This window comes from Vibrio coralliilyticus ATCC BAA-450, from assembly GCF_000176135.1.
Lineage (GTDB): Bacteria > Pseudomonadota > Gammaproteobacteria > Enterobacterales > Vibrionaceae > Vibrio > Vibrio coralliilyticus.
In genome coordinates this window covers 403,723-429,087 of record NZ_ACZN01000016.1, presented here as the reverse complement: position 1 = coordinate 429,087, position 25,365 = coordinate 403,723, and the positions used below count along the sequence as shown (strand labels likewise).

Sequence of the window (25,365 nt, the reverse complement as noted above, 5' to 3'; positions counted from 1 at the left end):
CTATCCCCTAACCACGGAGGTCCTGAAGGAATGGGGCTGTCCCTTCAACGTCAGAACGATTGTCATGGATGTCATAATCGTTGTCTTTTACCCATCCAATAATTTTGGCTGGAATCCCACCAACAATGGCACCTTCTGGGACGCTTTTTGTCACCACACTGTTTGCGCCGATGATCGCGTTGTCACCAACCACAATCGGCCCAACCAGCACTGCTCCTGGGCCGATAAACACACGGTCACCGACATTAGGGACTTCTTTAAACGGCCCTTTACCCACCGTTTTACAACCAATACCAATACTGCACTGCTCGCCAATTACCGTTTTGTCATGCAGCGATACGCCGATACCTTTAACGACGAAAAAACTTCCTTTACCAATATGACACTTAACGGGCACTCGGCAGTTATAGAACATAAAAATAAACAGCTGGAATAGCTTTGGAATCAGCGGGATTTTCTTCAGATAAAACCAGCGAGCAATTCGATAGATGGCAATAGCATTAGGCATGTGAGTAACCCGAATTTAATTGAAAATTTTGAGGAGCTGACAACTTTTCTCTCAATGACTTGCTTAAGTACAAACAGGTGAAAAGCAATAGCAAGGTCGGTGTTTTCGTCGTCAGAGAGTTGTTAGTGATGCTGATTACAGCAAAAGAGAAAACGCTCATTCTTTCAATAAGGTTTCCTGTCATCGCAAAATAAGTAAGTGGTACATAAACCACTAAGAACAAGGGAATAGTTCCTACGAGTCCAAAGGTGAATATCCAGCCAATGAGATAGTTTTCGATTACATTGATGCCAATATAAAGCTCAATGGATTCCATCAAACGATGGCTTGCACCCAGCAACCATTCACGAAGGCTAAGTTGATCAATGAGGTAAAACACGTTTAATCGTGCTGACGCACTGCCATCAATATAGAGTTTTGATGCAATTCGTTCCGTAATTCCAGACTCAACAAGCAGGTACGCACCAGCCCAGAAAGCGAAATATCCAATCAGCATGAATAATGCGATTTTTTGTTTATTGTCAGGGATGCCCTGCGTGATGGCTTTCCACTGCATGGGAGCAAAAGACACGGATACCGCACAAATAAAGATGGCTAACGCAGCTCTACCACCAAACGCGAATAACGCTAACGCAACGATCAACATATACACAAAACTTGGTAGCTTGGTTTTGTTGGCGATGAGTAGCGCAATGCTGACCGTGATCAACGCATTGTTAAGAGGGTGAGTAAGAAATGCCGTTGAGCGAAAGAATGAAAACTCCTGGAACTCAACCTTGACCAGACGAAAATGGAGCATGTATTCCATCACAGCCACAAGCGAGTTAAGTAATATTAGATAGGCAATCAGTTTGAGCAGAAACGATTTTTGATTATCACTAAGGTAAGCCAGTAACGGCACGATCAAAACTGGTGCTAAAAACGTATTGACCAAATAGGCCATCCCTGAAGAACCATGAATGGCAAAACCATATAGGATCACGAAAACATTACATGCCAAAGCAATCAGCCAAAAACGGTAATAGCTGCCTAACCGTTGAGAAATTCCTTTCACCCCATCAAACAGAAAAACCAACCCAAACCCCATCAAAACCAGATAAGAGTACAAATGGATCTTAAACAGCGGTGATCCCCCTTGAGATACGTACGGCACCCCAAGATCTTCTAACATGTAACCGCCAAGAAGAATCGCAGATGTAATTGCGATAAAAGGCAATAAATAGATCTTAGACAGCACGTTGTCTACTCCTTAGCTTGAGTAGAGATGAGCGAACCTCAAAGCTGTTCAACAGCAAATGCGCTAAGCCATATACGACTAAAGCAATACTAATCGAGACAATTAGAGCCAAGACATCGTTAATTTGCCCAAGGAATGGCTGGACAACAAGAATCGCTAACGCCATCACACCTGATGCGGTAACTGTTTTTAGCGCAGATTGAGGAGCCGGGTATCGATATCCAGCCTTCCAACCAACAAAGGCGGTTAGCAACAGGCCAACAAACATGGCCAATAGAATGCCGATTGCTGCTCCCTGCGCGCCAAGTTGAGGAATAAGAGCAAAAGCTGCCAGCACTTGAACGAATAAAACAGTCGCCATAATCAAAGGCACGTACTTGGTTTGTAGGGTGAACTGCAAACCATGATCAAAGAAATGCGCACGTAAGTTAAACAGTAAAGCGGCAGCGGCGACCAAATAAAACGTTGTTAGGTCGATATCTGCGTAGGCGTCACCAAGGAAAATACCCACTAGTGCCGGAGCTAGCAAACACAGACCAGTAGTCGCGGGCAAGCTGAGTGCAAACAGTAATCCGCTATACATCTTGTGCTTTGCAATTAGGCGTGTTCTGTCTTCGGTAAGCTTGGTGAGTTCTGGATAAAGCGGTAGAGCAATAGCCATAAAAACCAACGCCATAATGCCGAACAATAGATTCGCAATCGCGGCATACTGCCCTGCTTGTTCAAGCCCAGTGAGATTGGCAATAAAAAGACGATCACTTCTCGCTGCCAGTATGCCCAGCAGGCCAGACAACATAAGCGGTGCGCCGTAGGAGAACAGCTCTTTTTTAAGCGCAGTTTCAGGCGTCACTTTTCGATGCCACGCTCCAGCACCAACACACATCGCAGATCCTATCGAATAGCTCACGACTAAAGACAGCAACGCCATTTCTAAAGCGGGAAAAAATGATAGGAATAACACGGTTGTGAGTATCGACAGGACTGCTTGAGTCATTACAGACCGGCGGTAGTGGCCGGACTTTTGGTTCACACGCGCATACTCAATCGAAAACAGATAAAGAGCTTTAGCGACAAAAAAGGCGTAAACCGCGAAAAAGACGCGCCATTCAAACTCAGTCAATAACGCGACCAAAACACCAATGACAAAGAAAGAGAAGAGAATATTGCCAATCAACCAACGAACAACTGTCGCGCTGATCTGCTTTTGCCGATCCTGCTCCGCACTCGGATAGAAGCGAATAAGGCAGTTATTGATCCACTGAACTAATACTGAACGTGACGCTTCTACAATCACCATCAAGACAGCGAGAAAGCCGTACTCTTGCGGCAAAAGAAAGCGAGTCTGTACTGCAATAAGTGTAAATAGGCTTAGAGCAGAAAAGAGCTGAACAGGAGCATAAGTGAGCAGCTTTTTAATCACAACAACTCTCCGTAGAGCTTTTGATATTCATCGACCACTGCACGTGATGAAAACTTCGCTTTCAAGGATTCGGTATCCACCACAGGTAGGTTGTGCAAAAACTGCAAAACGTTGTCAGTTTCCTCGTCGGATCCGTCGGCCGATGTGTAGTGCACCCCAGCAGCACGGAAATAGGCTCGTTCTTCCTGCAAGATACCCACTTCGGTCGCGATCACAGGCAGGCCAGAGGCAAGTTTTTCCAATGGCGCAAGTCCAAACGTTTCCTCACGGGAAAGAAATACTCCGACATCAGAGTCTGCATACATTTGTTTGATCTGCTCAACATTCATCGGGCCAAGCCAAACTATTTTTTCTGCGACGCCTAACTCTTCAGCAAGAGTGTTAAGCTCTCTCGCGTAGCTCTCATCTACAGGGCCAATGATTTTTAGATCAACGTTAACAGTATTCGCTAACCGAGCCAGCAGCCTAATGATCTGATCGACTTGTTTGCGAGGTGTAATTAAAGAACAGGTCACCAAGCGCAATGCGTCTGACGTTGTTCGTTTTGTTTGCTTAAAGTAGACATCATTAACCGGATTACCCACTTTGTACGCCTTCTCATGCATCCTATTTGGTAGCGCATCAAGCAAGATATCACCCACGCAAGTTAATCGATCAGCAGAGCGCAAACTGAAAGCAGGCAGTAAAGTTTCAAAAATTAAGTTATTGAGCCAACTGCGACTTTTTCGACCTACCTTTCCTAATGAGTGCAGTGTAATTACTGAACTGGCTTTACGACTTGGCAGTAGTGGAAGGCTCGGTAGATGGCTATGAATCACATCCGGTTGAAAGCGACGAGCAAGCTCACTTAGCTTAACGTTCTGAAAAACAAACCCTGGCACAGGTAGTCCAAATACTTTCCCTTTCTTGGGTATGAAAGTGATATGAGTTCGCTCATTGAGTTGAATTCTTTTGTTTAACTCTTGTTGCGACGAACCCACTTTGATCGCCAGAATTTCATACTCAAAACCTTTAGGCGCGCTGAGCTCAAGTGACTGAACTATTTGCTGGCAGACGGAGTCAACGCCACCGGCGTTATCACTTCCCCATTTAAGGGTACTCAATGGCATCACTAGTAGGACTTTTTTCATCATCGAACCTTTAGCGAGAAGGCTCAGAGAGTGAATGACTGAGCCGCTTCACTCTCTGATTCATATCACGCCAGAACACCTCTTGTATCAATGACCACTTTCTTACTGAAAGCGAGTTTGTCTGCGGCTTTAAACTGCTTATGATCGACAAGGACCACAACCACATTCGCTACTTCAAGAGCACGCTCCAGATCCATAAATTCAACTCCCGCTTTAACGAGGTTTTCCGGCAGCGAAGAAATGTTAGGCTCGACAGCAATCACCTGCCCAACATTTTCATTGGCAAGCTGAGTGGTAATGTCCAGCGCAGGGCTCTCACGCAGGTCATCAATGTCGGCTTTAAACGCCAAGCCTAAACACGCGATCACTGGCTTTTTAAATTCATCTGCAGCTTGTTTAACCTGATCAATCACCCAAAGAGGCTTGCCATCGTTAACTTCACGAGCCATTGCAATTACTTTTGCTTCATCTGGGCAGCTGTTGACGATGAACCATGGGTCAACAGCGATACAGTGTCCACCGACACCAGGTCCTGGATTAAGAATATTTACGCGTGGATGGCGATTAGAAAGCTTGATCAATTCCCAAACATTGATCTTCAACTTTTCACAAATAAGGGACAGTTCATTGGCGAAAGCAATGTTCACATCACGGAATGAGTTTTCAGTCAGTTTAGCCATTTCCGCCGTACGAGAATTCGTAAGAATACATTCTCCGCGCACAAAGGTTTGGTATAGTTCAACTGCACGCTTGTTACAGGCATCGCTCATGCCGCCAATCACGCGATCGTTGCTCACCAGTTCCTGTAGAACATAACCCGGCAAAACACGTTCAGGGCAATGTGCAACTTTAACATCAGCAGCATCTCCGCTTTGCTGTGGGAACGTCAGGTCAGGGCGAGCTTCCGCTAACCAGCCAGCCATTTTCTCAGTAGCACCCACTGGTGACGTACTTTCCAAAACCACTAAGTTGCCTTTTTCAAGCACTGGTGCAATTGCCTTTGCGGCACTTTCTATGTAACTCAAATCAGGCTCGTGGTTGTCACCTTTAAATGGTGTTGGAACCGCAACCATAAACGCATCGGCTGCTTCAGGAACGGTTGTTGCCTTTAGTTTACCTGTCATTACCGCACTGCGAACAACGATATCCAAATCCGGTTCAACGATATGAATCTCACCTTGATTGATGGTGTCCACCGCATGCTGATTGACATCAATACCGATAACTTCAATTCCGCGTGAAGCAATAACCGCAGCTGTTGGTAAGCCGATATAGCCTAAGCCTACAACTGAAACCTTGTTAAACATTGTGTGTTCCTTAATCTTTAAAGCGCTAAAATATCTGCAATTCTTTGACAAGCCTGCCCATCACCATACGGGTTGTGGGCCTGACTCATGGATTCATAGGCTGTTTGATCAGTCAAAAGCTGAGTGAGCTCGCGACAAATCAAATCGCTGTCCGTACCTACCAGTTTGACCGTTCCTGCTTCCACAGCTTCAGGTCTTTCGGTGGTATCTCGCATAACCAAAACGGGTTTACCGAGAGATGGAGCCTCTTCCTGTATACCGCCAGAGTCCGTCAATATGATGTGAGCCTTATTCATCAGATAAACAAATGGCAGATACTGTTGAGGCTCCACTAAATGGATGTTTGGAATGTTTTTGAGCAAGCGATTGACTGGTTCTTGTACGTTCGGGTTTAGATGAACCGGATACAAGATCTGGCAATCTGGATGACGCAATGCCGTATCAGACAGCGCCTGACAGATACGCTCAAAGCCGCCACCAAAGCTCTCTCTTCTATGACCAGTCACCAGAATCAGTTTCTTGTCGGACTCAAGCATTGGGAACACACTGTCTAGTGTTGCTCTAAGATCTGAATCGTTTTCAATCTTGTCGCGAATCATGAACAGCGCATCGATAACCGTGTTACCCGTCACATGAACATCCGTGGCAGGCACGTTTTCATCAACCAGATTCTGTAAAGAGGTTTTTGTGGGCGCGAAATGGAATTTCGTTAGGCAACCTGTAAGTTTTCGGTTCCCTTCTTCAGGCCATGGAGAGTAGATGTTTCCAGTTCGAAGACCAGCTTCAACATGGCCAACCTGAATTTGCTGGTAATACGAGGCGAGCGTCGCACCCAGAGTTGTTGCCGTGTCACCGTGAACCAAAACAACATCAGGTTTAAATTCGCTAAGAACCTCTTCCATCCCAGTTAAAATCTTGGTTGTCACCGTTGTCAGTGTTTGACCCGGTTCCATAATATCGAGGTCATAGTCCGGTTCGACGTGGAAAAGCTCTAATACCTGATGCAGCATTTCTCTGTGCTGCCCAGTTACACATACTTTGGTTTCAAATCGAGAATCACTTTTCATTTGATGAACCAAAGGCGCCATTTTTATTGCTTCTGGTCGCGTACCAAACGTAATCAAAACCTTTTTCACAACACTTGTTCCCTGAATTAAGCCAAGAGTCATTTATCGCTATCGATAAAAATTCAAATAATACTTACCCAACCGAACCTGAGCCCGGCAAGACAATAGGAAAATAAATACAAAGATAAAAAATGAGTCTTATATATAAGAAAGACTCAATATCAATTAATAAACAGTTCTTCTGGTGTGTCTCATTTTTAATAACTGGAAAAATTAAATTTATGCCGCTATTGACGTAATATAATTAAGTACACCATCACTTCCCTGTTCAATCAGCTCAAAGGCCTTCTGGTGACGAACTTGACTCCCTTTATATGGGTCGGGGATTTCTTTTTCATCAACATCGGAATACGAAAGAAACAACGCAAGTTTGTTTCTGTACTCCCTAGGGCAGAGGTCATATAACGCAGCCAAGTTTGCCTTATCTGCTGCTAACACCATGTCATAGTTAGAAAAATCATTTTTCGTCACTTGTGTTGCAGTCAAACCATTCAGGTCATAACCGTGCTGGCTCGCTAATGATTGAACCTGTCTGTCTGGCGAGTTGCCAACCTGATCTCGAATAGTTCCAGCACTGGCAATATTGAGTACTAAGCCACGCTGCTGTGCTTTTGTTTTCAGAACAGCTTCAGCAAGTGGTGATCGGCATATATTACCCATACAAACAATAAGGATCGAAGGCATACTTTCCATAGCGACTAACCAAATTTTATATATATTTTTCCCAAACTATAAATCGGCTATAGGTTATCTTATTGATGTAATCTAAGTTGTCTCAATTTTGAGTATATAAAATAATTGCTAAACAATATTTGAGTTATTATTCCAATTATAATCCGCCACACTTGTATGCAAATCCATTCTTCTACTAAGAAGAACGACTTTCCAAAAGCACATTACAACTTAGCCGCTACTTATCTATAGCGTTCCAATTATGTGAAATTATTGTTAACCGTCAGTAAGTTGCATTGATATCCCTGTGAGCAACGTCTTAGAAAGCACTTTCCATTTTTGCTCATCTGTATTGTGTGACCATCAGCGAAGAAATTATCCGTCAGCTTCTGACAATGTCATTATCCACAATAATTTTAAGGAATTACTCTATGTTGTATTTTGAGTTTCTCTTCCTGCTGTTAATGCTCTATATCGGTTCACGCTATGGTGGTATCGGTTTAGGTGTCGTATCAGGAATTGGGTTGGTGATCGAGGTCTTCATCTTTAAGATGCCACCAACATCGCCACCTGTGACGGTCATGTTGATAATCCTTGCGGTGGTAACCTGTGCCTCTATCTTGGAAGCTGCTGGTGGCCTGAAGTATATGCTGCAAGTGGCAGAGAGACTTCTGCGCAAAAATCCCAAACGCGTGACACTCATCGCCCCTTTCGTCACTTACTCAATGACTTTTCTCTTAGGTACTGGTCATGCTGTCTATTCGATCATGCCTATCATTGGGGATGTGGCGTTGAAAAATGGTATTCGTCCTGAGCGACCCATGGCTGCTTCTTCAGTGGCTTCTCAGATAGCGATTACCGCGTCACCTATATCGGCGGCTGTGGTCTACTACCTCGCTCAGCTTGCCGATATTCAACATGACATCACCTTACTGTCCATCCTGATGGTGACAGTTCCCGCAACGCTGTTTGGCACTCTGCTGATGTCCCTGTATAGCCTAAAACGAGGAAAGGAACTGGATGATGACCCGGAGTATCAGGCGAGACTCAAAGATCCCGAATGGCGCAAGCGTATCGAGAGCACAACAGCCACTTCTCTCGACGAAGTGCTACCTGCATCTGCTCGCAACGCAGTGCTGATCTTCCTTGCCTCCATCATAACCATTGTCATTATCGCGATGGTGCCGGAAATACGCACCGTTGTTGAGGGCGATAAGCCAATAAAAATGTCCGTCATTATCCAGATGATGATGCTGTGTTTTGGTGGTGTAATCTTGCTGGCAACCAAAACCGACCCCCGCGATGTCCCCAACGGCGTGGTATTTAAGTCTGGTATGGTCGCAGCTATTGCCATCTTTGGTATTGCATGGATGTCCGACACATACTTTAAATATGCCATGCCTCAATTCCGTTCAGGTATCGTCGAAATGGTGACCAGCTACCCTTGGACATTCGCTCTGGCACTGTTCATCGTCTCTGTTGTGGTCAATTCTCAAGCAGCGACTGCTCGTATGATGCTCCCTGTCGGTCTAGGGCTCGGCTTAGATCCTGCCCTATTGATTGGTTTGATGCCTGCCGTTTACGGCTATTTCTTCATCCCAAATTACCCTTCAGATATCGCCACGGTAAACTTTGATACTTCCGGTACAACTAAAATCGGTAAGTGGTATTTCAACCACTCATTTATGTCTGTCGGCTTGATAGGTGTGATTGGGGCATGTTGCCTAGGATACGTGCTAGGCCAGGTTGTTATCGGTTAAAAGCATGAGATAAAACAAAGCGCCCTCAACCTAGCCTGAACAAGGTTGAGGGCGTTTTTATATTCAGAATTACTGATCGTGGACGATAATGTGCTGATCAAGCAAGGTCGATATAATTTGCGAGGAATCCATGCTGTTGAAGTCAATTTGTTGACCTAAATCCTCCACCAGAATAGTTTGCTCACCATTTCCATTACCATCAGGGTGCACTTTAAGTTCAATATCATCTCCATCAACTAACTTTGCATCCAAATGGGACAGTAAAGTATCCATATCCACATTAGCTTGCTTCAGTTCAGGTAACACTTCACGCAGGTCAATCTGATCTCCTTCAGCAATACTGAAATCGGTAATAGTGTCCGTCGCACCATCATCAATTTCATGCCAAATAAAGGTATCTTCACCAGTTCCACCTGTCAGAATGTCTGAACCTAAACCACCATCAAGAATATCGTCACCAGCACCACCGATAAGCGTATCATTGCCAGTTCCTCCTTCGATTCGGTCGTCACCGGAACCCGCCTGCAACTCGATACCTTCGTCACTTCCCAATAGCTGGTTATCTTGGCTAGAGGAAGAAACATCAATATCGGAGATATCATTGGTCACGTTAAGGTTGATATCAATAGGTGCTGATTCAGCCGTAGAGCTATCCGTTTCAGTCGACACCGCAGTCAATTGAATGGTATGTGCCCCTTCCTGTGCACCGACGATAGAGACGCTATCAATATCATCTGCAGGCACGACAACTTTACCGTCCACTGGAACCAGCGTTCCTGACGATGTTTCCACCGTTGATCCAGCAGGAAGTCCCGACAACTCCAGAGATAGAGCTTCATGGACATCCGTAAGTGCCGCAACGATCCCCAGTAGAGCGATACCATTATTGCTTGCTGTTAGGCTGGCATTAATGTTCTTCACATAATTGTTATCTGGCGCAATCGATAGAGTTGGCGCGTTTGCAACAGGCGTAATCGTGATCGGTTTTTGCGTTGTCTCCGACATCACCATGCCTGAAGGGTTGCCTGAATCCGTCGCAGTAATGGCAAGCGTCACGCTGTCAGATGGGGCGTGCGTCGCATCAAAGGTTACACCAGTGCCAGCAGATGGAGAATCCAGCAGGGTATTCAGTTCACCAATAGTGCCCGTCAGTGTAATTGAACTGCCTGACGACGGAGTCGCTGTGATAGAAGAGCCCGCAGGTATGGTTACATTCAGCTGTCCAAAATCGACACTGAGCGTGACAGTCATGGCGTCATTAGCAAATGCGTCAACATAGTCAGCATCGCTGACGGAGATTCCACTGATCAACTGGCCCGAAGATTCATTGATGATGGTCGTAATGTCGTCCACATCAATCTCAGGCTTATCATTTACCCCTATCACAGACAATGAAACCGTACCTGTATCTTGAAGGAAGTCATTGACTCCGTTCGTTGCACCATTGTCCTCAATGGTATAGCTGATGGACACATCACCATTAAAGTCATCTGCTGCCGTAAACGTCCAAGAAACACCGTCTGGGTTAAGAGTCAGTGTACCTTGCTCTGCGGGGACAGAGATGGACTTAACCACCAAATCATCACCATCAATGTCATTGCTGGCGGCAATCAACTGCGCGGCGGTGATCTGAATACTGCCTTCTTCAAGAATATCCCCTAGGTCAAGATCGCCAGCTTGAGGCTCGTCATTCACTTCAGAGACATGAATAACGAATGACGTTTCGTTGGTGTTTGAGGTGTCTGGGTTTGCAGCATCCACCGAACCCACATTGCCTTGATCGTCGATGTGGGCCGTCACTTTAACGCCATCAGTGTCGATCAAATCATTGCTGTTTTCATCCGGCTTGAATGTGACAAGGTCTTGAGCAAGAGCCGAGTTGATGTCAGCGACTTTACCCGTAATTGTCACAGTCTGGCCTGATGCATCCACCGAGACGGTGAGCCCATTGTTAGCTGCTATCGTGGTGTTTTGGAATAGCTCGCCGCTATCTACATTTAAAGTCAACGTGTATTCAGCATCGGGATCATCAAGGCTAGAATCCACATCGGACACCGTGAAGCCTTTAATCGCCACGACAGTATCTTCTGCGGTCTGAATATCAGCGATATTGTTGAACTCTGGGCGGTCATTCACCGCTTCAACATCAACGGCGACATCAAAGACCTGATTCGTTGTCGGACCAAGATATTCATTGCCATCCGCATCTTTATCCACCGATTGGACGGTAATTTTCAGGCTATCTTCATTCCAAGTTCCTTTGTTGTGATCCCCGGAATTAAACACAATCTTGTCGACTTCCTGAGCATCGACACGCAGCTCCCATTTACCATTGCCTAGATTGTTCGCAGGTGTCACACCATCTGGGTAGTAAATCGTCGCACCGTCCGGTACTTGCTCAACAGTAATTAACAATGTTTCTGGCTGATCCTGAGCAGAATCACCCGGTAACAGATCGGTTTTATCAACGATACTCGCGTTTATAGCAATGTCGATATTCTCACCTTCATTACCAGTCACACTGCTTGTTGGGTCAATGTCTACCACATCGCCAACAGGGGTAACATCAATGGTGAATTGCCCTTGATGTGCAGTAGGCTCTTGTAACAGTTGCTCTTGCGTAAACACAGTAATTCCAATATTGGCAGTGCCACTGAAATGCTCTGCTGGGCGAATCGAAATCGCTGACAGATCGATTTCTGTTACGCTCGGGTCAGTCAATTGAATAACCCATTCACCACCACCACTGTTCTTAACTACAAAGTCAGACGAAGTACTGGTTACCGTAAAGTCATCAGGCACACCCGTTAGTTTGGCTGAAAGGAATTGCTCTGAGCCATCCGTGTCATTCAATGCGATCGACAATCCAGAACCACCTGAAGTGAGCGAAATGTCGGTATCTTCATCACCAACCACAACGATATTGTCCGCTGCGGTTGGCATAGTGACAGGATCCAGGACTGGCGTGATATCAATGTCCACGTTCTGCGTGAAGGTGCGCTCACTACTCGTATTGGAAACTTGCGTCGTACCTGTGGTATCAAAAGTGGTTTGGTCAACCACCGTGCCTTTCACTGTAAAGGAGATTGAATTGCCACTGCTGTCCGTCGGATAGTTCTCTTTAGGTACAAAGTACAAGCCATCTAATGCCGCCTGAATAACCACAGGATCGTTAGAATCAACGACAAACACACTGCTGTCTGGTTGGATAGGGTCACCATTCACATCAGCGAAATAACCCAAGCTAGAATCAGGTAACGTGATTTCAACTCTCGTCAGTGTTTCTTGGCCTTGGTGACTATCGTTGCGAACATCTGCCAAATCAATATCAAGATCTAACTTAATAAGATTATCTTCCAGTGCATTAGCGTCCAACTGAGTACCCGTGCCTTTTTCAACTGAAGTCGCACTCAGGCTTATTTCAGGAGTGACATCGCTGTCGAGAGGCTGACCCTGCTCGCCCGCTCCCGGCGCTATATCAACTACCGGTGTTATTGCGACAGGAATATTCAATTCGACACGATTCTCATCACCGGACGCTTTATCCGTAGTGACAAAGGTAATCGGTAAGTTGAAGTCACCAGCATAATCCTCTGGCAGCTCTAGTTTGAGGCCATCAGGAATCGAAATACTGCCATCAGGATTGACGGTTGCTTCGAACAGGTAAAGGTTATTAGCGAAATCGTATTCCGCTCCGATCACTTTCAAACCACTCACTTCTGCTGGAATATCGCTTGGATCAATCACTATCGTGAGCTGATCCGCGACATGATCAGCAGTACTGATATTACTACCATCGACACCAATTTGGACAACATTGCTTAGCTGACTACTAAGGTCAACGTAGTTGTCTTCGACTCCTGTGATAATGGCGTCTGGAGTCGTCACTTGCTCAATAACCGCAGCTTCGCTGTTTTGATCAATAACATCAGTCGGGAAAGTAAGATCCACAGTGGTCGATTTCTGACTCACTGGGCCATTCTCGTTTTCATCACCTTTATCGTAAACCTGAGCGACAAACTCAACCGTCAAGGTACTGCTCGGTAACCCATTGCTATCGGTGTAACTAAGGCCATCAGGGGCGACAATGCTGAAGTTTTCTTCATCCGTCACTGTCCAAGAGCCGTCACCATTGTTGACAGCACCTGTGACAAACAGCTGATCCAAGTCATCACCTGAAATGCCGACAAAACGAACCACCACTTCTTTGACTAGTTCATCCGAACTCGGATCAAGATCTTCAAAGACAATAACATTCGCATCACCATTTTGATCGTTGATAGTGAAGTCTATACGACCATCATCATCTGCATCGTCAATCGTGGTAACAACAGCATTATTAGATTTAACCTGAAGATCACCATCACTCTCAACAATTGGCCTAACCACAACGGTGAGTGAACCCGTCACTTCTTTAGGGGCAACACTGTCCCCATTATTATCGGCGTCATGCTCTTCGATGACCAATTTGGTCTGTAAGTTCATGTCGACGCTAGAGTCTTCTGGCGGCTTAACACGCACGACAGGTTGGCTGGAGTTTTCGTCCAACCCAGTGATCGTCAATGTATTGGTAACGTCATCATAAATCGCGGTGCCGCCTGTGTAGTTAGCCACTGGAACGCCATCAATCGTAATCTCAACATCTTCAGGGAAACCTGAAATAGTAATGGATGAGACGAACTCATAATCACGATCATTGGTATCTGGTGCTCTGTCAGGATTCTCTGCATTTTGCAGATTCCAAGGGACGACGATAAAGCTGTCTTCGTTACCTGTAGAAGTCCTACTGTAAGCGTCATCACTACCACCGGCATCAATAACAGGAACAACTTTAACCAGAATACTGCCGTCAACTTCTCTGATGTGGCCGTCATTCTCCGTAACGATAACTTTCGTCGTTATGTTAATGTCTTCCGTCGAATGTTTTGGCGGTTCAACCGTAATACCTGAATTGTATTGCTCTTGAGTAATATTGGCCTGATAAATAGGGCCATTAGCATCACTACCTACATATACCAAGTCAATTGCACCACCATTACTGTCGTACAATTGAACGCCATCAGGAATATCCGAGAGAAGTACCGTTATCGATTCAGAGTTATCATTGACACCATCTTTTTCTTCACCCGACAGGACGGCAAAACTCAGCTCAATACTGGAGTTTTCGTTAATGACAACCTGCGCACCTGCATTGCCATTACCGTCTGTGTAGCTGTACCAAGTATCAAGCTCAGCACCAGTGTCAGGAACATCTGGTACATCTGGGATGTAAGGGATGTCAGCGACACCTTTCACCGACACATGAACGGTTTTACCCGCACCCATTTCGACCACATCGGTAACCTGAGAGCCATCGCCAAGTGTTGCGGTATCTTTCACAACACCTGTGGCCTCAAAGGTGAAGTTCTCGTTGGAATGTAGTGGCGGTTGAATTTCAACTTTATCCAAATCAGATTGTGCAATCTCGTAATAGCTTTCACTACCATCCGTAATCAGCGTTAGCGGATCACCTGAACTCACCCAACGTACTTCAAAGCCAGTTAGCGGCTGACCATTTTCGTCAGTGAAATCAGATAAACGGACATACAGCACTTCAGAAGTATCTCCCGGAGTATCAATGTCAACCGTTGAATTGAGCGTGATGACTTTATCGAGTGTAAACGGTTCATGATCGGTATCGGGATCGACTGTGTTCTGGCTCGCCGCATTATCCTCAAAGATTGAGATACGGTTGACTGAGAAGCTACTCTCATCTGCCTTCGGCGTAACATTGAATACCAGCTCTTGAACCACGGACTCGGCAGTTTCTTTGCCAGAAACAGCATTGGAGCTTTCTTCGGTCAATGCTTTTGCGTCAAACTTAATCGCTCCAGAGAAGTTATCCCTCGGATTTAGCTGAACACTGTTGATGTCATCAGAGCTGATCAGATAAACGCCTGGAGATGACTCTGCAATGACGTTTCCTGATGCATCCAGTAACTCAAACTCGCCTTGACCTTGAGTCACTTCAAGACGGTACGTAATCGTCTCTGGATTACTGGTATCTTGTGTCACCGCACTCAAGTTGAGCGTCTGATGAGCCCCATCCTCTGTTAGCGTGTATTCGTAGGTGCTATTGGCATCATCCCAGGTGGCAATATCGGCGACACTTTCCACTTCAATTCTGAAGCTCGAATTCAGCTTATGATCCAACGTACCATCGTTGTCAATTTCAAGCTGGTACTTGATCTGGATACCTGATTCATCGGTCGAGTAGTTTCTGTCTGGTACAAAATACAGGTTAGTGATCGTGGTGATTTGATCGCCATCGCCATTCACACTCGATGTCTGATCAATCAAAGAGCCATCAATGTAGATTTTGCCTCTGTTGTTTGGTTCAAGTTCGACGTATTGGCTGCCGTCAAAGTAGTAGAAGGTACCGTGGTGATCTCCCGCCTTGATCGTCATACCACCGATAGATTCGTTGTTATCCGCATCATACAAATTCGCTTGAAGCAAAATCTGTGTTGGAGAGTCAAGACCCGTGATGCCGCTCTGGTTATCCTGAACGTTAGCGGTATCAACGGTATTCGGATTATTTGGATCGTAGTCAATCGACGGATCACGACCAGATTCTTCGAAAGTCGTAACTTTGAGCGCGATTGCTGACGCTTTTCTATCGACGATGGTCAGATCCAATTGCGCCGTTGAGGTATCTTTGTCTCCATCCGTCGCAGTCACATCAATACTAAAATCAAACGTATCACCATCATGTTCTAGGTTATCGTACGCTTTGAAACGGATGTCACCATTAGAGTTGACTCTCAACTCACCCAGTTCGCGGATATCTCTTGTTCCGTTACCAGTATCGTACTCTTCGTAAACTTTGATCGTTTGATTGCCAGACTGAATATCGACACTATCGACATAGGTACCATTTTCACCGCCAAATTTAATCACCGAAGTACCGTCTGTAGTCCCTTCAATCATCGTAATAGCAGCGTCATCAGCCCCTTTATCAGTGGAGGCTTCAAACATATTCACTCTCTTGAAACCACTACCTTCAACTCTAGAAATCGAGTGGTCAGTCAACAATGGGACATCATCGACGACGGTAATAGGTAGAGTAATCGCAGCGGACTCATCTCCATCAAAATCTGTCGCCTTGATTGTAAAGTCTATTTGGACACTGTTTTCACCCGCACCGTCTGCATGATCAAGAGGTTTAAGTAATTCAAATTGATAGCTGTTGTCTAATGTATCAAAAACAATTCTAAATACTGGCTCATGACCATTTTCAGTCATTGCTGTATAGGTGAACGTCGTGCCACTGGTTTGGACAGCAGCCCACTCAAGCGCTTCGCCGTCAGCAGACAAACCATCTAACGTATCATCTGCATTAGTTAACTCATATTCCACAACACTGTCAGCGCCTTCAGCAATGACGAAGTTACCATTAATCGTGGTGTCTTCTGAGCGATCCGAGCCGATACCCGCTAGGTCATCTTCGTCGACAGATGTTTCCCCTGTCGTCCCCGTTAGTACAGGTTGATCATCAATGACTGCAATTGGTAGGCGGACAGCAGGTGAGATGTCGTTGTCTTTATCAATCGCAACCACATCGAACGGAATGGTCAACGTATCGCTGTTTTGTGCATGGTCCAAAGCTTTAAATTGGGTGTAAGTGTAATCACCGTTGTCAGACAGCACTATAGTGAAGATCACTTGACCGCCAGCCACACCTTGATAAGTGGTCGCGCCGGCAACGCCATTCACCTCTGAAATCGTAACGGCTTGCCCATTAGACGTTAGACCATTTTGCGTATCAGCTATATTCACCAACTCATAGGCAACAACACCATCAGCCCCTTGTGAGGTGACAAAACTACCTGTCGCAACGGCGACTGCACCAGACGAATCAGAACCTGCTGCCGTATCATCTTCATCAACGACAAACGTGCTTGATGGGTCAATAGAGCGAATTGTCGGGCTATCATCGCCAATCGTAACAGGCAATGTAATGCGGTCGGTGTCGCCATCGGTATCGGTCGCCACCACCGTGAAATCAAAGCGTTCACTGTCGCTGTTGGCGTCATGGTCAATCGGACCTTTCAGCTCAAAGGTGTAACTGCCATCAGGGCGTAACGTCAGCACAAACACATCGCCATCAGTGCTTGAAGCCGTGTACGTGGCCACACCATCGGCATCGATGGATTCAGAGAGCGTCACCGCTTTGCCCTGAGAAGTCAGGCCATCAATCGGGTTGGTGGTCAGGTCAAGCTCGTAGCTCACGACCTTATCCGCACCTTCAAGCGTGGTGAAGTCTCCGTCTTTGCTCACGCGTGTCGCGTCCGGGCTAGTGCCACTGGCTAAGTCATTCTCATTGAGGATTAACGCCTCCGCCGAGGCGATGTTCGGGCTATCATCGCCAATCGTAACAGGCAGAGTAATGCGGTCGGTGTCGCCATCGGTATCGGTCGCCACCACTGTGAAATCAAAGCGTTCACTGTCGCTGTTGGCGTCATGGTCAATCGGACCTTTCAGTTCAAAGGTGTAGCTGCCATCAGGGCGCAACGTCAGCACAAACACATCGCCATCAGTGCTTGAAGCCGTGTAGGTCGCCACGCCATCGGCATCGATGGATTCAGAGAGCGTCACCGCTTTGCCCTGAGAAGTCAGGCCATCAATCGGGTTGGTGGTCAGGTCAAGCTTGTAGCTCACGACCTTATCCGCACCTTCAAGGGTGGTGAAGTCTCCGTCTTTGCTCACGCGTGTCGCGTCTGGGCTAGTGCCACTGGCTAAGTCATTCTCATTGAGGATTAATGCCTCCGCCGATGCGATGTTCGGGCTATCATCGCCAATGGTCACAGGCAGGGTAATACGGTCGGTGTCACCATCGGTGTCGGTCGCCACCACCGTGAAATCAAGGCGCTCACTGTCGCTGTTGGCGTCATGGTCAATCGGACCTTTCAGCTCAAAGGTGTAACTGCCATCAGGGCGTAACGTCAGCACAAACACATCGCCATCAGTGCTTGAAGCCGTGTACGTGGCCACACCATCGGCATCGATGGATTCAGAGAGCGTCACCGCTTTGCCCTGAGAAGTCAGGCCATCAATCGGGTTAGTGGTCAGGTCAAGCTCGTAGCTCACGACCTTATCCGCACCTTCAAGGGTGGTGAAGTCTCCGTCTTGGCTCACACGTGTCGCGTCTGGGCTAGTGCCACTGGCTAAGTCATTCTCATTGAGGATTAACGCCTCCGCCGAGGCGATGTTCGGGCTATCATCGCCAATCGTAACAGGCAGAGTAATGCGGTCGGTGTCGCCATCGGTATCGGTCACCACCACTGTGAAATCAAAGCGTTCACTGTCGCTGTTGGCGTCATGGTCAATCGGACCTTTCAGTTCAAAGGTGTAGCTGCCATCAGGGCGCAACGTCAGCACAAACACATCGCCATCTACGCTGGAAGCCGTGTAGGTGGCCACACCATCGGCATCGATGGACTCAGAGAGCGTCACCGCTTTGCCCTGAGAAGTCAGGCCATCAATCGGGTTGGTGGTCAGGTCAAGCTCGTAGCTCACTACCTTATCCGCACCTTCAAGCGTGGTGAAGTCTCCGTCTTTGCTCACGCGTGTCGCGTCTGGGCTAGTGCCACTGGCTAAGTCATTCTCATTGAGGATTAGCGCCTCAGCCGATGCGATGTTCGGGCTATCATCGCCAATCGTAACTGGCAGCGCAATGCGGTCGGTGTCGCCATCGGTATCGGTCGCCACCACCGTGAAATCAAAGCGTTCACTGTCGCTGTTAGCGTCATGGTCAATCGGACCTTTCAGTTCAAAGGTGTAACTGCCATCAGGGCGCAACGTCAGTACAAACACGTCGCCATCAGTGCTTGAAGCCGTGTAGGTCGCCACGCCATCGGCATCGATGGATTCAGAGAGCGTCACCGCTTTGCCCTGAGAAGTCAGGCCATCAATCGGGTTGGTGGTCAGGTCAAGCTCGTAGCTCACTACCTTATCCGCACCTTCAAGCGTGGTGAAGTCTCCGTCTTTGCTCACGCGTGTCGCGTCTGGGCTAGTGCCACTGGCTAAGTCATTCTCATTGAGGATTAATGCCTCCGCCGATGCGATGTTCGGGCTATCATCGCCAATGGTCACAGGCAGGGTAATACGGTCGGTGTCACCATCGGTGTCGGTCGCCACCACCGTGAAATCAAGGCGCTCACTGTCGCTGTTGGCGTCATGGTCAATCGGACCTTTCAGCTCAAAGGTGTAACTGCCATCAGGGCGTAACGTCAGTACAAACACATCGCCATCAGTGCTTGAAGCCGTGTACGTCGCCACACCATCAGCATCGATGGACTCAGAGAGCGTCACCGCTTTGCCCTGAGAAGTCAGGCCATCAATCGGGTTAGTGGTCAGGTCAAGCTTGTAGCTCACGACCTTATCCGCCCCTTCAAGCGTGGTGAAGTCTCCATCTTGGCTCACGCGTGTCGCGTCTGGACTAGTGCCACTGGCTAAGTCATTCTCGTTGAGGATTAACGCCTCAGCCGATGCGATGTTCGGGCTATCATCGCCAATAGTCACAGGCATGGTAATACGGTCGGTGTCGCCATCAGTGTCGGTCGCCACCACCGTGAAATCAAGGCGTTCACTGTCGCTGTTAGCGTCATGGTCAATCGGACCTTTCAGCTCAAAGGTGTAGCTGCCATCAGGACGTAACGTCAGTACAAACACATCGCCATCAGTGCTTGAAGCCGTGTACGTCGCCACACCATCAGCATCGATGGACTCAGAGAGCGTCACCGCTTTGCCCTGAGAAGTCAGGCCATCAATCGGGTTAGTGGTCAGGTCAAGCTTGTAGCTCACGACCTTATCCGCCCCTTCAAGCGTGGTGAAGTCTCCATCTTGGCTCACGCGTGTCGCGTCTGGACTAGTGCCACTGGCTAAGTCATTCTCGTTGAGGATTAACGCCTCAGCATGGGTTATCGAAGGAGCATCATCGACAATATTGACAGAAATATTTTGCGCAGCAGTATCACCATCATTATCTTTGGCAATAACCGCGAAATTCAATGTTTTATCATCAGCATTCGCAGCATGATCAATCGGTCCTTTCAACTCAAATGAGTAGGTGCCATCTCCTTTTATCGTCAGGACAAATACATCCTGAGCAGACGTTGAAGCGGTATAGGTATAGGTATTAGTTGCGCTGTCATAGGTTTCATTCAGCGATACCGCCAAGCCATCGGACTTCAAACCTGATACTGGATTAGAGTTCGTATCGAGTCGGTATTCAACTACCGTATCTGCGCCTTCAGTTACAGTAAACTGACCGTTTGCCGTCAAAGAAGCCACGTCTGGTGAGGAACCTGAAGCGAGGTCATCTTCGTCAAGAGTCAAGGCGTCAGCGCTGCTAATCGTCGGTGCATCGTCTTTCACTTGGATGAGAATTTTGCCCGCTTCCTCGGAACCCGTACCGCCCGCTAATTCAGAACGGTCACCATCCGCATCAACCGCGTAAACTGGGAGTTCAATCGTCAATGACTCATCGTTCGCACCTAAATGATCAAGCTGTTCAAACAACGCGAACTCATAATCACCTTGCGCAGGTGAATCCACCTTAATTTCGAACACTGTGACACGGCTGCCATTGAGCTCAATCACACCTTCGTACGTTCGAACACCGTTCTCATTAGCCGTTAGTTCAAGAGTGACCTGCTGCCCCTGTGAAGTCAGTGAGCCATCGGTATTAAATTCGCTAGGCTCCAACTCAAAGTGATCGATAATATCGCTGCCTGCGGTGGCTGTAATAGAACCACTACCCGAAACCACAGCAGTCCCCACTTGCGAACCACCAGCAACACCTGATTCATCAAGACTCAACCCATCAACATTAGTAATAACAGAGTTGTCGCCGTCAGTAATCTCAATATTAAGGTCATTGGTTACCGTGTCCTGATCGTAATCTACGATAGTGGTAGGCAGCGAAAGAGAAATCGTATCAGAGCCATTGTGTTCCAAAGGCTTAAACTGCTGGTACTCATACTGCCCCTGCGTATCAACGCTAACCGTCAGTACGGTATCTCCTGAACCATCAGCCGTTAACGTGATTGTTGTCCCGTCATCTGACAGCGTTGCCGTCGTGGTTTGATTGTCACTGAGTAAGCCATCAAATTGCTGAAGTGCAGAACTGTCAAACGTTACTGAGGCCAGTGCATCACTGCCAATTTCAACGAATGCGCCTTGGATTAACGTTGAATCAGATTCGACGTTCTGAACATTCGTCGCTTGAGGTGTTGGATTAACGCCATCTCCAATTGAAACCTGAGCATCGATAGGAGCTCGAATAGCGTTACCACCTGAATCAGCACCTGTGATATCAAAGCTGACTGAAATCTGATCATCGCTGATTGCAACTTGTCCACCACCAACAGAATCTACATGATCAATAGGCTGGCTTACTGTTGTGGCCAGCTCAAGGCTGACATCTTTGCCGACCAGAGTCGTATCAATATCAATGCGCAACACTTCACCTTGAGCGTTGACACCGATAATAGCGTTCTCGGCAGAATCATAAGTAAACGTAACGGCTTCGCCTGAAGATGTGATATCAGAATTGAGTTCAGCCAATAAGCTAGCGAGTGAAGCAGGTTCAGGGACAAAACTATCGGCATCTAAGGGAAGGTCACCAGCAAAGATGGTGACTGTTGCTGTTTCTGATTGGGGGTAAGTACCAGATGATAGAGAGCCCTCAACAAGCGCTTCTGAAATGCTTTCACCACCAGCAGCAAATACTAACGTTCTTAGCTCATCTTCTGTCTCTTCTGCATCGTCTTGTGCTTGCGCAGATGTTTCGAAGAAAGTACTTGCTAACACTTCGGTGCCATTGTAGTCGATGGTTACAAAGCCACCATTAGCGGAACCAGCACCACCTGCTCCCGCAGCAGTTGCTTCTAGAATTTGAGTCGGGTCAGCACCGTCTAAAATTGCGCCTTGAATTGCCGCAATATCGTCTTCACTTAAAGCACCTTCACCAAGCTGGTCAAGATCAAACTCAACATCTCCATCAACTGGCGCAACATGCCATGCACCTGTTTCTGCGCTTTCCAAATCCAAGAGAAATGCTATTTTCGTCAATCTCTGAGGGAACACCGTCCGCACTTAACACCACGGAGGCATTACGAGCGGTGATCATAATTTCATTCGACTGGATAGTCTCGCCTTGAATGACTTTTCTCGCAGCACCGTCTGGCTTCACGGCAATAACATCACCATTTACCTCTTCAACGATGCGAGTCTGGCGTACAATTTCGACTTCCATACTTATCCCCTCAATCTGACTCAGCAAGTCAACAGCAATTAAGAATTTTAATAATATTTAACAAGCGTATTGGCGACAAAAATATCAAAATTTGTACGTGATTCCAGTGCTTATTTCCGCAATATGGCCGTTGTTCGCTATTAGAGTAAGTATAGACCTAATTGCACACTGTCACCCCTCAGCTAACTGCATGATATTCAACAGTTAACTCATGCTCGCCGCCAAAAGTCTCACAAGTGAGAAAATAGATTAAAAAATACGTTAAACGCCAAAATAAGGCTATGAAAAACATCATCTTTGATAGATAACTCTTAAAGTAAAGAAAATACTATACGGACATTGATGTCTTCATGAATTACAAAATTCAGCGTTACTTGGCTAATGGAAGAGAAGTTTTTGCGCACTTACCCAATTTATTTCCCATAGCGGGCATATTTGGGGCAGTATTTATCGTGTCGTTTATTTGGAACTACCATCAAACGAGAGAACAGGCCGTTCTCGACGGCAATCACTCAGTGACCACGTTGGAAAATTATATCGACCGAGTAGCCAGCGAATTAATCATCCTAAAGAAGAATGTGAGCGCTTCGTGTAGCGAAGAAGACAAACTCGCTCTTCGTGCTCATATGTTCCACTCTGATATGATTAAAGAGATTGGCTTATATCAAGGCTCCCATGTTTACTGCACCAGTAACGAAGGACCAACCCGTATCCGCTTATTTTCTTCCGTGTTGCAACGCATTTCAGAGTCATCAAATAACATCACCATTTCGCTGACCAAATCAAAAAGCAAACTCAATTCATTTTTCATTTATGTCTCTTCCGATGACGGAACAGGTATTAACGCGTTGCTTCCGCCTAATCAGTTTCTGCAACAAACGTCTTCTCTGTTAGACAATCAACACTACGGGTATCAGATTCAGGTTCTCAGCCGCAGTATTCAAGGACAGCATCAGATTTCTGAATATATGACCACGCCTTTCAACTTCTCATCACAACTCTATCCGTTGTCGGTCAAAATCCAGCTTGATACCGCCGCCTATCTTCACCACTACCAACAAAACATTTGGCAGGTCGTGTTGTTCGCTTTCGCCTTGTCACTGATTTATATCCTGCTGCGCCATCACACTCTTGTCAGGCATTCGATCGAATTCTGTTTGAATAAAGCCATTAGCGAGCGTCAGATCGAACTGTATTTGCAACCGATTGTGGATATCGAAACACGCAATGTGGTCGGTAGTGAAGCCTTGCTGCGTTGGAATCACCCGCTGAAAGGCCGCATTTCTCCTGAAATATTTATTCCACTCGCAGAGAAGTTGGATCTCATTGATGATTTGACTCGCCACACCTTTCAATCGGTGACAGGGTTTCTAACACAGAATGGCCATAACCTGGGTAATCATTACATTAGTATAAACTTAAGCCGTACATCATTACTCAAGCCTGACTTCATGGCTTTTCTACAGTCTTACGCCAAAGAAAACCCAGCTTACGTGCAGCACATTCTAATAGAGGTGACGGAAAACCTTGATTTCCCTGTCGATCAACTTAAAGACGCTCTCAGTTCTTTGCAACGTATAAGCCAGCTTGGATTTGAAGTCGCTGTGGATGATTTTGGTACCGGATATTCCGGGTTAAATTTGATAAGACAGCACAAGTTTAATGTGATGAAAATAGATAAGGTTTTCATTAACAGCTTAGGCGCAGACACCCATATTAAACCTGTTATTCAGTCTATGGTGAGCTTAGCAAAAGAACTGAACATGAAGGTTATTGCTGAGGGTGTAGAAAACGAACTTCAGATCAGCCAGTTGAATGAGCTTGGCGTCCGCTACATCCAAGGTTTTTACTATTCGAGGCCGATAAAGCCGGAGGCACTTGTCGAATATACGGTCACACCGTTTAGTGTTCGTTTTGCCAATCGTTCTATCTGTTACTAAAAAGGAGCCAGCTTAGCTGGCTCCTTTTTGCTTCCTTTTGAGTGGCCTATGGCACACCATGACCTTTAGAGGCTACCCAAACGCGATACCATTGCTCACGAGTGAGCTCAATGTCCATCGCTTCAACAGCGCTTTTCACGCGTTCAATTTTTCCTGAACCAATAATAGGCAGAGGTCGTGATGGCAGTCTATTTACCCATGCGTAGATCACTTGATCAATACTCTGCGCACCTACTTCACATCGGATTGCTTCTAGCTCATCACGAACACGTTGTGCCTGCTCGGTTGCACCAGTAAAGATGCTCCCGCCGCCGAGACAAGACCACGCCATTGGTCGCACGCGCTTCATTTGAAGCTGATCTAACGTACCATCATGGGCAACTTCAAAATTCAATGGATTGATTTCAACCTGGTTAGTAACGAGCGGTTTGGCCACACGAGATTGTAGAAGATCAAACTGACTTGGAGTGAAGTTAGACACGCCAAAGTGCTTCACTTTGCCAACTTTGTGTAATTCATTAAACGCATCAGCCACTTCATCCGCATCCATCAGTACATCAGGTCTATGGATAAGCAAGACATCAATTTGCTCGATGTTCAGACGTGCAAGCGAATTGTTAACAGATTCATAAATATGCCCCGCACTGGTGTCATAGTGGTTCACCTTGCGTTGAGGAAATTTGTCAGTACAGAGGTTAATATCACACTTAGTGACGATCTCAATCTCATCACGGACGGCAGGATCTAACTTTAACGCTTCACCAAATAGAGCTTCACATTCGTAATTGCCGTAGATATCGGCATGGTCGACTGTTGTAACACCTAACTCAATATGTTGCTTGAGAAACGACAATCTTTGCTGAGGCGTCATACCCCATTCTGCAAGGCGCCAGTAACCCTGAACCAGTTGAGAAAACTCCGGGCCTTGCGGCGCAATTGTGACTTTAGACACCATCACTTACCT

Annotated in this window: 12 protein-coding genes; 2 read left to right on the top strand and 10 right to left on the bottom strand. The window is 46.6% G+C overall.

Going from position 1 to position 25,365, the window contains the following annotated elements; all coding sequences use genetic code 11:
* Positions 1-7: 7 nt before the first annotated feature.
* From VIC_RS13100 to VIC_RS13070, 7 genes are all read right to left on the bottom strand, one after another.
* Positions 8-508, bottom strand: a complete 501-nt coding sequence (locus VIC_RS13100; RefSeq protein WP_006960413.1) for a serine O-acetyltransferase — start codon at positions 506-508, stop codon at positions 8-10.
* Positions 501-1,745, bottom strand: a complete 1,245-nt coding sequence (locus VIC_RS13095) for a VpsF family polysaccharide biosynthesis protein (protein ID WP_006960412.1) — start codon at positions 1,743-1,745, stop codon at positions 501-503. The genes VIC_RS13100 and VIC_RS13095 overlap by 8 nt, the downstream gene beginning before the upstream one ends.
* Entirely contained in the window at positions 1,735-3,165 is a 1,431-nt protein-coding gene (locus tag VIC_RS13090) for an oligosaccharide flippase family protein (RefSeq protein ID WP_006960411.1), read from the bottom strand. Before VIC_RS13090 ends, VIC_RS13095 begins: the two co-directional genes overlap by 11 nt.
* Positions 3,162-4,295 carry a VpsD family glycosyltransferase gene (locus VIC_RS13085; RefSeq protein ID WP_006960410.1) on the bottom strand — a complete coding sequence of 378 codons (1,134 nt, stop codon included), beginning with the start codon at positions 4,293-4,295 and terminating at the stop codon, positions 3,162-3,164. The genes VIC_RS13090 and VIC_RS13085 overlap by 4 nt, the downstream gene beginning before the upstream one ends.
* A 65-nt stretch (positions 4,296-4,360) precedes the next feature.
* Positions 4,361-5,602: a UDP-N-acetyl-D-mannosamine dehydrogenase VpsB gene (vpsB, locus tag VIC_RS13080; protein ID WP_006960409.1), complete on the bottom strand. Its 1,242-nt coding sequence runs from the start codon at positions 5,600-5,602 to the stop codon at positions 4,361-4,363.
* Between the two features lie 17 nt (positions 5,603-5,619).
* Positions 5,620-6,738 (bottom strand): non-hydrolyzing UDP-N-acetylglucosamine 2-epimerase, encoded by a 1,119-nt coding sequence (gene wecB, locus VIC_RS13075; RefSeq protein WP_006960408.1) that lies wholly within the window; start codon positions 6,736-6,738, stop codon positions 5,620-5,622.
* 210 nt (positions 6,739-6,948) lie between these two features.
* Positions 6,949-7,413, bottom strand: coding sequence for a low molecular weight protein-tyrosine-phosphatase (locus tag VIC_RS13070; RefSeq protein WP_006960407.1), 465 nt, complete (start codon positions 7,411-7,413; stop codon positions 6,949-6,951).
* 419 nt (positions 7,414-7,832) lie between these two features.
* On the opposite strand from VIC_RS13070, the gene VIC_RS13065 reads away from it, so the two are divergent.
* A complete protein-coding gene (locus tag VIC_RS13065) occupies positions 7,833-9,161 on the top strand; it encodes an anaerobic C4-dicarboxylate transporter (RefSeq protein ID WP_006960406.1) in 1,329 nt (442 codons plus the stop codon).
* A 69-nt stretch (positions 9,162-9,230) separates the two neighbouring features.
* Here VIC_RS13065 and VIC_RS13060 read toward each other — a convergent pair whose 3' ends face one another.
* Entirely contained in the window at positions 9,231-22,256 is a 13,026-nt protein-coding gene (locus VIC_RS13060; RefSeq protein WP_006960405.1) for a retention module-containing protein, read from the bottom strand.
* Positions 22,207-22,461, bottom strand: coding sequence for a retention module-containing protein (locus VIC_RS27140; RefSeq protein WP_006960404.1), 255 nt, complete (start codon positions 22,459-22,461; stop codon positions 22,207-22,209). Before VIC_RS27140 ends, VIC_RS13060 begins: the two co-directional genes overlap by 50 nt.
* Positions 22,462-22,811: 350 nt before the next feature.
* Between VIC_RS27140 and VIC_RS13050 the strand changes: the two genes are divergently transcribed.
* Positions 22,812-24,401 carry an EAL domain-containing protein gene (locus tag VIC_RS13050; RefSeq protein WP_006960403.1) on the top strand — a complete coding sequence of 530 codons (1,590 nt, stop codon included), beginning with the start codon at positions 22,812-22,814 and terminating at the stop codon, positions 24,399-24,401.
* A 46-nt stretch (positions 24,402-24,447) separates the two neighbouring features.
* Here VIC_RS13050 and VIC_RS13045 read toward each other — a convergent pair whose 3' ends face one another.
* Positions 24,448-25,356, bottom strand: coding sequence for an aldo/keto reductase (locus tag VIC_RS13045; RefSeq protein ID WP_006960402.1), 909 nt, complete (start codon positions 25,354-25,356; stop codon positions 24,448-24,450).
* Between the last annotated feature and the right edge of the window lie 9 nt (positions 25,357-25,365).